Below are 11,588 nucleotides of genomic sequence, written 5' to 3'. Positions count from 1 at the left end.
AAAAACCACTAACTAATTAAAAATTAAGGAAATGGACATCACAAGCCGATGAGTACAATAGAAAACTTAGACTCTCACACCCCAATGATGCAGCAGTACCTGCGCCTGAAGGCGGAGCATCGCGATATTCTGCTGTTCTACCGAATGGGGGATTTCTACGAACTGTTCTATGACGATGCGAAACGCGCCTCTCAACTGCTCGATATCTCCCTGACCAAACGCGGCGCCTCGGCCGGCGAACCTATCCCGATGGCGGGTGTCCCCCACCATGCGGTAGAAAACTACCTGGCGAAGCTGGTGAATCTGGGCGAATCGGTGGCGATTTGCGAACAGATCGGCGATCCGGCCACCACCAAAGGGCCGGTGGAACGTAAGGTCGTACGTATCGTAACGCCGGGCACCATCAGCGACGAGGCGCTGCTGCAGGAACGTCAGGATAACCTGCTGGCCGCCATCTGGCAGGATGCCAAAGGCTTTGGCTATGCGACCCTGGATATCAGCTCCGGCCGTTTCCGTCTGACTGAGCCGGAAGACCGCGAAGCGATGGCCGCAGAGCTACAGCGCACCAACCCCGCCGAGCTGCTCTACGCCGAAGATTTCTGCGAAATGAGCCTGATTGAAGGACGCCGCGGCCTGCGCCGTCGTCCGCTGTGGGAGTTTGAGCTCGCCACCGCCCGCCAGCAGCTCAACCTGCAGTTCGGTACCCGGGACCTCACCGGCTTCGGGGTGGAAAACGCCGCGCGCGGACTCTGTGCCGCGGGCTGCCTGCTGCAGTACGTGAAGGATACCCAGCGCACCAGCCTGCCCCATATCCGCGCCATCACCATGGAACGCCAGCAGGACGGTATCGTGATGGACGCCGCCACCCGCCGCAACCTGGAAATCACCCAGAACCTGGCAGGGGGAACGGAAAATACCCTGGCGTCGGTGCTGGATCTCACGGTCACCCCCATGGGCAGCCGTATGCTGAAGCGCTGGCTGCATATGCCCATTCGCGATACTGCAAAACTCAAGCGTCGCCAGCAGGCTATCGCCGTACTCCAGGATCGCAGCGCGGAACTTCAGCCGGTGCTGCGCCAGGTGGGCGATCTGGAGCGTATTCTGGCGCGCCTGGCGCTGCGTACCGCCCGCCCGCGCGATCTTGCCCGTATGCGCCACGCCTTCCAGCAGCTCCCCGAATTGCGCGAGCTGCTGGCAGATGTCGCGGTGGATTCGGTACAGATCCTGCGTGAACAGATGGGGGAATTTACCGAACTGCGTGAACTGCTGGAGCGCGCCATTATTGATACTCCGCCGGTGCTGGTGCGCGACGGCGGCGTGATCGCCCCTGGCTATAACGCAGAACTTGACGAGTGGCGCGCCCTGGCCGATGGCGCCACCGACTACCTTGAAAAACTGGAAATCCGCGAACGCGAACGGCTGGGCATCGATACCCTGAAAGTGGGCTTTAACGCCGTGCACGGCTACTACATTCAGGTTTCCCGCGGTCAGAGTCATATGGTGCCGATGAACTACGTGCGCCGTCAGACCCTGAAAAACGCCGAGCGCTATATTATTCCGGAGCTGAAAGAGTACGAAGACAAGGTTCTGACCTCGAAAGGAAAGGCCCTGTCGCTGGAAAAACAGCTTTACGACGAACTGTTCGATCTGCTGTTGCCGCACCTGGCGGAACTTCAGCAGAGCGCCACGGCGCTTGCGGAACTCGATGTGCTGGTTAACCTGGCCGAGCGCGCCGTGACCCTGAACTATAGCTGCCCCACCTTTAGCGACAAACCGGGGATCCGCCTGGTGGATGGTCGTCATCCGGTGGTGGAACAGGTGCTAAAAGAGCCGTTTATCGCCAACCCGCTCGCGCTTTCAGCCCAGCGGCGTATGCTGATTATCACCGGCCCGAATATGGGCGGTAAAAGCACCTATATGCGCCAGACCGCACTGATTGTACTGCTGGCCTGGATCGGCAGTTTCGTGCCGGCGGCCGAGGCGGAAATCGGCCCGGTTGACCGGATCTTTACCCGGGTCGGCGCTGCCGACGATCTGGCCTCCGGCCGTTCCACCTTTATGGTCGAGATGACGGAGACCGCCAATATTCTGCATAACGCCACCGCCGAAAGCCTGGTACTGATGGATGAGATCGGCCGCGGCACCTCAACTTACGACGGTCTGTCGCTGGCCTGGGCCTGCGCCGAAAGCCTGGCTAACCGCATTAAGGCGATGACGCTGTTCGCCACCCACTACTTCGAACTGACGCAGCTTCCGGAAAAAATGGAAGGCGTGGCCAACGTCCACCTCGATGCGGTCGAGCACGGCGATACCATCGCCTTTATGCACAGCGTTCAGGAAGGCGCCGCCAGCAAGAGCTACGGTCTGGCGGTAGCGGCGCTGGCCGGGGTACCGAAAGAGGTAATCAAACGGGCGCGTCAGAAGCTGCGCGAGCTGGAACATATTTCCGGCAGCGCGGCGGCCACCCAGGTCGACGGCAGCCAGATGTCACTATTGCCTGCGGAAGAGACCTCTCCCGCCGTGGAAGCGCTGGAGTCGCTGGATCCCGACACCCTTTCGCCGCGTCAGGCGCTGGACTGGCTCTATCGCCTGAAAAGCCTGGTATAAAACACAAAGAAAAATGCCCGCCGGTTTCGCACCGGCGGGCATTTTTATGCGGAATAAAGCATTTATTCGCGGAACAGGGCCTCGATGTTCAGCCCCTGGGTCTGAAGGATCTCACGCAACCGGCGCAGCCCTTCAACCTGAATCTGACGCACGCGTTCGCGGGTCAGACCAATTTCACGCCCCACGTCTTCTAGGGTCGCCGCTTCATAGCCCAGCAGGCCGAAGCGACGCGCCAGCACTTCACGCTGCTTGGCGTTCAGTTCAAACAGCCACTTAACGATGCTCTGTTTCATGTCATCGTCCTGGGTGGTGTCTTCCGGGCCGTTGTCTTTTTCATCGGCCAGGATATCCAGCAGCGCTTTTTCCGAATCGCCGCCGAGCGGCGTATCCACCGAAGTGATACGCTCATTCAGACGCAGCATCCGACTGACGTCATCCACCGGTTTGTCCAGCTGCTCGGCGATCTCCTCAGCGCTTGGCTCATGGTCAAGCTTATGGGAGAGTTCGCGCGCGGTGCGCAGATAGACATTCAACTCTTTCACGATGTGAATCGGCAGGCGGATCGTCCGGGTCTGATTCATAATCGCCCGTTCGATGGTCTGGCGAATCCACCAGGTGGCATAGGTTGAAAAGCGGAAGCCGCGTTCGGGGTCAAACTTCTCCACAGCGCGGATTAACCCCAGATTCCCCTCCTCAATCAGATCCAGCAAAGCCAGACCACGATTGCTGTAACGGCGGGCAATCTTCACCACCAGACGCAGGTTACTTTCGATCATGCGTCGGCGGGAGGCAACGTCACCGCGCAGAGCACGGCGAGCGAAGTAAACTTCTTCTTCGGCTGTTAACAGCGGGGAGAAACCTATCTCCCCGAGATAGAGCTGCGTTGCATCAAGGACACGCTGTGTAGCCCCCTGCGATAACAGCTCTTCTTCTGCCAGGTCGTTATCACTGGGTTCCTCTTCACTCAAGGCTTTCTCATTGAAAGCCTCTACTCCGTTCTCATCAAATTCCGCATCTTCATTTAAATCATGAACCTTCAGCGTATTCTGACTCATAAGGTGGCTCCTACCCGTGATCCCTGGGCAAAGCACCTGGCACAAGCGTACTTTGCCGGTCTTATCGCTGCGGTAAATAACGCAGCGGGTTTACGGATTTCCCCTTGTAACGAATCTCAAAATGCAAACGTGTTGAGCTGGTTCCGGTGCTACCCATGGTAGCGATTTTTTGCCCCGCCTTAACTTCCTGTTGTTCCCGGACCAGCATAGTATCGTTATGGGCGTAGGCACTCAGGTAGTCATCATTATGCTTGATGATAATCAGATTACCGTAACCACGAAGAGCGTTTCCGGCATAGACTACGCGCCCGCTGGCGGTAGCGATGACGGCCTGACCCTTCGAACCCGCGATATCGATCCCTTTATTGCCCCCTTCGGCGGCAGAGAAGTTCTCGATAATCTTGCCTTCAGTCGGCCAGCGCCATGATGAGATCGGCGAACTGGTAGACGTACTGCTGGCAGTCGGTTCGGCCGTGCTGTTCGTTGGTGCCGTGACTGGCGCCGCTACAGAACCTGTCGCGGGCGAGTTATTTGGCAACATCTTATTAGCACTCTGTTCACCTGAATCTTCAGAATACGTAATTGTCGGTTTAGACGCAACTGCTGCGTTTGAATTTTGTGCAGATGCCGTTGCCACCCCCTGGGCTTTAGCATCAGCCTCAGTCACCGCATTACCGCCGGTAATAGACGCGCCAGAAGCGTTGCCAACCTGCAGAGTCTGGCCCACGTTCAGGGCATAAGGCGGCTGAATATTGTTACGCTGGGCCAGATCGCGGAAATCGTTGCCGGTCACCCAGGCGATATAGAACAGGGTATCGCCATGCTTAACGGTGTAGGTGCTACCAGAATAGCTGCCTTTCGGGATTTCCCCATAGCTACGGTTATAGACGATACGGCCGTTTTCCATTTTCACCGGCTGGGACGGCGGCTGGCTCTGCTGCTGTACCGGTTGGGCCTGCTGTACCGGTTGGGCCTGCTGCACCGGCTGAGCCTGCTGCACCGGCTGAGCCTGCTGCACCGGCTGGGCCTGCTGCACCGGCTGGGCCTGCTGTACCGGCTGGGCCTGCTGTACCGGCTGCGTCTGCTGAGGCTGACTCTGAATCGGTGGCGGCTGAGATACCACCATACCGCCGCTGCCGCCGGAACCCGCGCCATTATCCCCCACCGAGCTGATCGGCGCCTGGGTTGAGTTATTGGAACAGCCTGCCAGCCACAGGCTCACCAGCGATAATGTCGCAATCCGACGTAATTTGAAGTTAGGGCTTCCCGCGCTCATAGCTCCCCCAGGAATAAAATCTGATTAATGCCAGCCAGACACTGCGACTTATCTATCGGCGTCGGCGATAAGGTACGACATCACACCACCATACCCCGACGACCAGAGAGTTAAACCGGAAATTTCCGGGACTTAAGCCAGCTCCCCCCTCACAAGGGGAACAAAGCGCACGGCTTCAACAGTGTCGATGATATATTCGCCTGCCCGGCAACGAACCCGCTTCAGATACTGCTGTTCGTCGCCCACCGGCAGGACCAGAATGCCGCCTTCATCGAGCTGTGCCATTAGCGCAGTCGGTATTTCAGGCGGCGCAGCCGTCACAATGATGGCGTCAAACGGGGCGCGTGCCTTCCACCCCTGCCAGCCATCGCCATGACGGGTTGAAACATTGTGTAAATCCAGCTGCTTAAGGCGGCGACGCGCCTGCCACTGCAGCCCTTTAATCCGCTCTACCGAGCAGACATGATGCACCAGATGCGCCAGGATGGCGGTCTGATAGCCCGAACCTGTACCTATCTCCAGCACCCGCGAGTCTGGCGTTAGCTCCAGCAATTCGGTCATACGGGCAACCATATAAGGCTGCGAAATCGTCTGCCCGGAACCGATGGGCAATGCCACATTGTCCCAGGCTTTGTGCTCAAAGGCTTCGTCGACGAACTTTTCGCGCGGCACCCGGGCGATAGCGTCCAGCACCTTTTCATCCCTGATGCCCTGTGTCCTCAGTTGTTCAACCAGCGTCTGAACGCGTCCTGTCACCATTGCGTCTCAACCCCTGCCCGGGAAATCCAGGCGCTAACCACCTCCTGCGCGCCGTAAGCGGTAAGATCCACCTGTAGCGGCGTCATGGCGACATACCCCTGCTTCACCGCGGCAAAGTCGGTATCGGGGCCGATATCGCAGGCCTCGCCGGGTGGGCCAATCCAGTACAGGGTATTACCGCGGGGATCCTGCTGCGGAATCACCGAATTCGCCGGATGACGGCTGCCGCAGCGAGTCACTCGCAGCCCCCGAAGCTCGCTGAGCGGTAGATCGGGAACGTTAATATTAAGTACACGACCGGTACGCAGCGGCTCGCGAGTCAGGCCGCGCAGAATCGCGCAGGTCACCGCCGCCGCTGTTTCATAATGCTGGTGGCCATCCAGTGAAACCGCCAGCGCGGGGAGCCCCAGATGGCGCCCTTCCATCGCTGCCGCGACGGTGCCGGAATAGATAACGTCGTCCCCCAGGTTCGGCCCGGCGTTAATGCCGGAAACCACCACATCGGGGCCGGGGCGCATTAAGGCGTTCACGCCCAGGAAAACGCAGTCAGCGGGGGTGCCCATCTGTACCGAAATATCGCCGTTGGGATGAGTAAAGGTGCGTAACGGCGACTCCAGCGTTAGCGCGTTCGAAGCGCCGCTGCGATTTCTGTCAGGAGCAACGACCTGGACCTGCGCGAATTCACGCAGCGCCTTAGCCAGCACCTGAATGCCCGGTGCATGGATCCCGTCATCGTTACTCAGCAATATTCGCATAGTCACCCGTGTTGATTAGTTCCCGAACCACGCTGGTTGCGAAACTGCCCGCCGGCAGCCAGAAGTTCAGTTCCAGCGTGACATCATCCCACCAGTTCCATGTCAGGTCCCGGGGATAGAGCAGCATAGCCCTGCGCGCCGCGTCGACTTTTTCGCGCTCCAGCAGGCCCTGTAGATCCGCTTCGCCCGCCAGCACCTGCTGTTCGAAGGCCAGCGCCTCGCGGCGACTGCCCCACTCGCCGCGCCCCGGCAATGCGGCGGTGATCATCAGTTCACCGTCATCCACCCGCCGTTGCAGCTCGGGCCGCTCTTCTTCGCTCGCCACAAACCAGCTGCCGCGACCGGACAATTGTAGCGCATCGCCGTCAATCACCTGATTAAAGGTCGGTTTTTTCAGACGTTCGCTGACTATCTGATTAAACATGGCGCTGCGCGCCGCAGAAAGCCAGAAGCTTCGCTTATTGCGATCGCGCACCGGCGTATTGCTCTGAGCCCAGCGCCGGGCCTGGTGCAGATTATTCCCGCCATGGCCGAAGCGCTGAGCCCCAAAATAGTTTGGCACGCCCTGGCGCAGAATGGCATTCAGGCGCTGCTCTATTTCAGCGCGTCCGGTCACTTCCCGCAACACCAGAGTAAAAGCGTTGCCTTTCAGCGCGCCGGTACGCAGCTTACGGCGATGGCGGGCATATTCCAGCACCTGGCAACCTTCCGGCTGAAAGCCGCTGAGATCGGGCATCGATGTGCCAGGCAGCCGCACGCAGAACCACTGTTCCGTCACCGCATGCCGGTCTTTCTGACCGGCGAAGCTCACCTCGCGGGCATGAACTTTCAAATACTTCGCCAGCATATCGGCAACGAAACGGGTATTGCACTCTTTTTTCAGAATGCGCACCAGCAGGTGCTCCCCGTCGCCATCCGGCGCGAATCCCAGATCTTCCGTCACCACAAAGTCTTCCGGGCTGGCTTTCAGCTGCCCGGTCGCCTGCGGCTGCCCGTGCAGCCAGGTGAGATTATTCCAGTCCATCATGCCTCTGACTTAATCAGCAACGCCACCGCCTCGGCGGCGATCCCTTCGCCGCGACCGGTAAAGCCCAGCTTTTCGGTGGTGGTGGCCTTCACGTTAACGTCATCCATATGGCAGCCCAGGTCTTCGGCAATGAACACCCGCATCTGCGGAATATGCGGCGCCATTTTCGGCGCCTGGGCAATAATAGTAACGTCAACGTTAGCGAGCCGGTAGCCCTTGTCCTGAACCCTTTTCCAGGCCTCGCGCAGCAGGGCGCGGCTGTCGGCGCCTTTAAAGGCCGGATCGGTATCCGGGAACAGCTTGCCGATATCCCCCAGCGCCGCGGCGCCCAGCAGCGCATCGGTCAGCGCATGCAGCGCCACATCGCCGTCGGAGTGCGCCAGCAGCCCCTGGTCATAAGGGATCCGTACGCCGCCGATAACGACAGGCCCTTCGCCGCCGAACGCGTGAACGTCAAAACCGTGTCCGATACGCATCAGTGATTCTCCGTTGTCTGTAACAGGGTAAGATAAAAAGCCGCCAGCGCCAGGTCTTCCGGGCGCGTCACTTTAATATTATCGGCGCGAGCGCTGACCAGCTCAGGGTGAAAGCCGCAGTATTCCAGGGCCGAGGCTTCATCGGTAATGGTCGCGCCTTCATCCAGCGCCCGCTCCAGGCACTGCTTCAGAAGTTCTAACGGAAAGAGCTGCGGCGTTAAGGCATGCCAGAGATCGTCGCGTTCTACGGTGTGAGCGATGGCGCTCTTCCCCGGCTCGCCGCGCTTCATGGTATCGCGCACCGGCGCCGCCAGAATGCCGCCTACCCGGCTATGTTCGGTCAGGGCCAGCAGACGCGCTAAATCGTCGGGATGAAGACAGGGGCGCGCCGCATCGTGCACCAGCGCCCATTCGGCGCCGGAAGCGGCCCTCAGTCCGGCCAGCACCGAATCGGCGCGCCGGGCGCCGCCTTCAACCTGCCTGACCTGCGGATGAGTCGCCAGCGGCAGCCCGGAAAACCAGCGATCCTCGGGGCTTACGACGATAATCACCTCGCGTACCCTGGGATGCGCCAGCAGCGCGGCGACCGCGTGCTCAAGAATTGTTTTGTCACCAATGGTGAGATACTGCTTGGGGCATGTCGACTGCATACGACTGCCGATGCCGGCGGCCGGCACCACGCCGATAATATCCCCGGAGGAACCTGCCATTTATGTGAAACCCAAATCGGTTGTTATTTATTGATTATTTTGTTGCTGTCCCGCTTTCCAGTTTCGCTTAGACGAGTCCGGCACCAGGCGGTAGAAGGTTTCACCTGGACGGGTCATGCTCAGTTCGTTACGCGCGCGCTCCTCGATAGCTTCAAGGCCGCCGTTCAGATCGTCGATTTCGGCAAACAGCTGATCGTTGCGCGCTTTAAGCTTCGCATTGGTTCCCTGCTGCACGGCAACATCGTCTTTCACTCGCGTATAGTCGTGGACGCCATTTTTGCCAAACCACAGCGAATACTGTAACCAGGCCAGCAAAACCAGCAATAGCAGCGTTAGTTTTCCCATTCCGCCCCCAGATAAAACGGCTTCATCATCCCACAACTGACCTTTGGGCGAAAGCGCCCCTACTGTCGTTAGACTTACGTGCGCAAGAATGTACCACAGAACGCGCCAGGATGCGCGCCCCGGGGGCTGCGGCAACGATCTGTTACGCTTTGACGCTCACCGTTAATGGGTCAGCCACAGGAACAGCGCGCCAAACATCATCACCACCGCAAGCAGGGTCGCGACAATACTGACCAGCAGGCGTCGGCCTACCAGCGAATGAAGGGCAATCCCCACCACCACGGCCACCGGCATCAGAGCAAGGAAAAAAGGCCAGGTATAGAGGAAAAAGAACGGAGTATTGGAGCCGAACAGCAGAAATGGCAGCCCCAGCGCCAGTAGCCATGAGCATAAGCCAATGATCCCCCCCGGCAGTGACCAGGCGGTCTGTAGCTCTTCCGATTCCGGCAATCCGGAACCTCGGGAGATGATGTAAGAGGGGTTATTGCGCATAGAAATCCCGTCGGCTGGCGACCGGGCAAAACGCTTGCCCGGCGCTGTCTTCAGGATCTGATGATATCCTGCCGGCGCAGCAGATCTAATATCTGATCGGTCAAATTTGTTACCAATTGTTGACCATCGAGATGCAGCTCCGGCGCTGGTGGCGCCTCATAGGCCGAATCGATACCGGTAAAATTCCGTAATTCGCCGGCCCGCGCCTTGCGATACAGCCCTTTGGGATCCCGCGCTTCGCACACCGCCAGCGGGGTGTCGACAAAGATCTCCAGAAAGCGCCCCTCTCCTGCCAGTTCACGAACCATCTGGCGCTCGGCACGATGGGGGGAGATAAAAGCGCTCAGCACCACCAGCCCGGCATCCACCATCAGCCGGGCCACCTCCCCTACCCGCCGGATATTCTCCCGGCGGTCGTCGTCGCTGAAACCAAGATCGCGGCACAGGCCGTGGCGCACGTTATCGCCATCGAGCAGGTAAGTGCCTACTCCCCGGGCGTGGAGCACCTGCTCCAGCGCCCCGGCTACGGTGGATTTACCCGAACCGGACAGCCCGGTAAACCACAGTACCGCGCCGCGATGGCCCCGCAGCTGCTCGCGCTGCTCGCGGGTTACCGGGTGGGGATGCCAGACCACGTTCTCATCATGCTGCGCCATTAACCTTCTCCCAACAGATCCCGCGCATTCCAGTGCGGAAAATGGCGGCGCACCAGCGCATTCAGTTCCAGCTCAAAATCGCTGTAGCGGGAAGGCGCCCGGCTTTCCTGAACCAGCGGCGTATCCACCAGGCCCGCGCCCACGGTCACGTTGCTCAGACGGTCAATAAGGATCATGCCGCCCGTTACCGGGTTATCCTGATAGGCATCCAGCGCCAGCGGCTCGTCGAAGGTTAAAGTCACCTGTCCGATGCCGTTCAGCGGCAGGCTGTCGACGCTATAAGTATCAAGAGTATGGATATCCACCTGGTGGTTAATGGCGTCAACCCGGGCGCGGCTCTTCTTGCCGGCCACTTTAACGTCATAGCTCTGGCCCGGCGCCAGCGGTTCGCCGGTCATCCAGACAACGTTAACCTTCGCGCGCTGTACCGCCGGAAGTTCGGTATCCGCCGCTACCAGCAGATCGCCGCGGCTGATATCGATCTCATCCGCCAGCACCAGGGTAATAGCTTCACCGGCGATCGCGTCATCCAGATCGCCATCGAAAGTGACGATGCGCGCCACGCTGGACTCCACCCCGGAAGGCAGTACCTTCACCCGATCGCCCACCTTCACCCGGCCAGAGGCCAGGGTACCGGCATAGCCGCGGAAGTCGAGGTTCGGGCGGTTCACATACTGCACCGGAAAACGCAGCGGTTGATTATCCACCACCCGCTGGATCTCCACGGTTTCCAGCATCTCCAGCAGCGTCGGGCCGCTGTACCAGGGCATATGAACGCTCTGGCTGGCGACATTATCCCCTTCCAGCGCCGAAAGCGGCACGAAGCGAATATCCAGCTCGCCGGGAAGCTGTTCGGCAAAGGTCAGGTAATCCTGCTTAATCTGTTCGAAGCGCTCCTGGCTGTACTCCACCAGATCCATCTTGTTGACCGCCACCACCAGGTGGCGAATGCCCAGCAGGGTCGAGATAAAGCTGTGACGCCGGGTCTGATCCAGTACGCCTTTGCGGGCGTCGATCAGCAAAATCGCCAGGTCGCAGGTCGAAGCGCCGGTGGCCATGTTGCGGGTGTACTGCTCATGCCCCGGGGTGTCGGCGATAATAAACTTGCGCTTCCCGGTAGAGAAATAGCGATAGGCGACATCGATGGTGATCCCCTGCTCACGCTCGGCCTGCAGGCCATCCACCAGCAGCGCCAGATCCAGCTTTTCGCCCTGGGTGCCGTGACGCTTGCTGTCGTTGTGCAGCGTAGAGAGCTGGTCTTCGTAAATCTGGCGGGTATCGTGCAGCAGACGGCCGATCAGGGTGCTTTTCCCGTCGTCCACGCTGCCGCAGGTCAGAAAGCGCAGCAGGCTCTTATGCTGCTGCGCCTGTAAATAAGCTTCCACGCCGCCCTGGTCGGCGATCTGTTGTGCAATTACGCTATTCATCCG

12 protein-coding genes are annotated in these 11,588 nt (G+C 59.5%); 1 reads left to right on the top strand and 11 read right to left on the bottom strand.

The genetic code is table 11. From position 1 onward, the window contains the following. The first annotated feature begins 48 nt into the window (after positions 1 to 48). Complete coding sequence (gene mutS / locus V3W49_RS10365) at positions 49 to 2,607, top strand: DNA mismatch repair protein MutS (protein WP_500145272.1); 2,559 nt, start codon at positions 49 to 51, stop codon at positions 2,605 to 2,607. Between the two features lie 62 nt (positions 2,608 to 2,669). Here the strand turns inward: mutS and rpoS are convergent, their stop codons facing one another. The 11 genes from rpoS to cysN form a co-directional block, all read right to left on the bottom strand. Further along, the gene (gene rpoS / locus V3W49_RS10360; protein WP_175340947.1) at positions 2,670 to 3,662 is read right to left on the bottom strand and encodes an RNA polymerase sigma factor RpoS; all 993 of its coding nucleotides are present in this window, start codon (positions 3,660 to 3,662) and stop codon (positions 2,670 to 2,672) included. Positions 3,663 to 3,723: 61 nt separating this feature from the next. Then, a complete protein-coding gene (gene nlpD / locus V3W49_RS10355; RefSeq protein ID WP_500145271.1) occupies positions 3,724 to 4,938 on the bottom strand; it encodes a murein hydrolase activator NlpD in 1,215 nt (404 codons plus the stop codon). A 132-nt stretch (positions 4,939 to 5,070) separates the two neighbouring features. Further along, positions 5,071 to 5,697 (bottom strand): protein-L-isoaspartate(D-aspartate) O-methyltransferase, encoded by a 627-nt coding sequence (locus tag V3W49_RS10350; RefSeq protein WP_500145270.1) that lies wholly within the window; start codon positions 5,695 to 5,697, stop codon positions 5,071 to 5,073. Further along, on the bottom strand, positions 5,691 to 6,452 hold the full coding sequence (gene surE / locus V3W49_RS10345; protein ID WP_500145269.1) for a 5'/3'-nucleotidase SurE: 762 nt from the start codon (positions 6,450 to 6,452) through the stop codon (positions 5,691 to 5,693). The genes V3W49_RS10350 and surE overlap by 7 nt, the downstream gene beginning before the upstream one ends. Further along, positions 6,433 to 7,479: a tRNA pseudouridine(13) synthase TruD gene (truD, locus tag V3W49_RS10340; protein WP_500145268.1), complete on the bottom strand. Its 1,047-nt coding sequence runs from the start codon at positions 7,477 to 7,479 to the stop codon at positions 6,433 to 6,435. Before truD ends, surE begins: the two co-directional genes overlap by 20 nt. Beyond that, on the bottom strand, positions 7,476 to 7,955 hold the full coding sequence (gene ispF / locus V3W49_RS10335; RefSeq protein ID WP_500145267.1) for a 2-C-methyl-D-erythritol 2,4-cyclodiphosphate synthase: 480 nt from the start codon (positions 7,953 to 7,955) through the stop codon (positions 7,476 to 7,478). The genes truD and ispF overlap by 4 nt, the downstream gene beginning before the upstream one ends. After that, positions 7,955 to 8,665 (bottom strand): 2-C-methyl-D-erythritol 4-phosphate cytidylyltransferase, encoded by a 711-nt coding sequence (gene ispD, locus V3W49_RS10330; RefSeq protein ID WP_500145266.1) that lies wholly within the window; start codon positions 8,663 to 8,665, stop codon positions 7,955 to 7,957. The genes ispF and ispD overlap by 1 nt, the downstream gene beginning before the upstream one ends. 27 nt (positions 8,666 to 8,692) lie before the next feature. After that, positions 8,693 to 9,010, bottom strand: coding sequence for a cell division protein FtsB (gene ftsB, locus V3W49_RS10325; protein ID WP_138093040.1), 318 nt, complete (start codon positions 9,008 to 9,010; stop codon positions 8,693 to 8,695). Between the two features lie 162 nt (positions 9,011 to 9,172). Continuing rightward, the gene (locus V3W49_RS10320) at positions 9,173 to 9,502 is read right to left on the bottom strand and encodes a DUF3561 family protein (protein WP_500145265.1); all 330 of its coding nucleotides are present in this window, start codon (positions 9,500 to 9,502) and stop codon (positions 9,173 to 9,175) included. A 50-nt stretch (positions 9,503 to 9,552) separates the two neighbouring features. Next, on the bottom strand, positions 9,553 to 10,158 hold the full coding sequence (gene cysC, locus V3W49_RS10315; RefSeq protein WP_500145264.1) for an adenylyl-sulfate kinase: 606 nt from the start codon (positions 10,156 to 10,158) through the stop codon (positions 9,553 to 9,555). Beyond that, complete coding sequence (cysN, locus tag V3W49_RS10310) at positions 10,158 to 11,585, bottom strand: sulfate adenylyltransferase subunit CysN (protein WP_500145263.1); 1,428 nt, start codon at positions 11,583 to 11,585, stop codon at positions 10,158 to 10,160. The genes cysC and cysN overlap by 1 nt, the downstream gene beginning before the upstream one ends. Positions 11,586 to 11,588 lie beyond the last annotated feature (3 nt).

Source organism: Rosenbergiella sp. YN46 (assembly GCF_036620675.1).
Classification (GTDB): Bacteria; Pseudomonadota; Gammaproteobacteria; order Enterobacterales; family Enterobacteriaceae; genus Jejubacter.
Note: the sequence above shows the minus strand (reverse complement) of the source record. Positions and strands in the feature narration are given on the sequence as shown.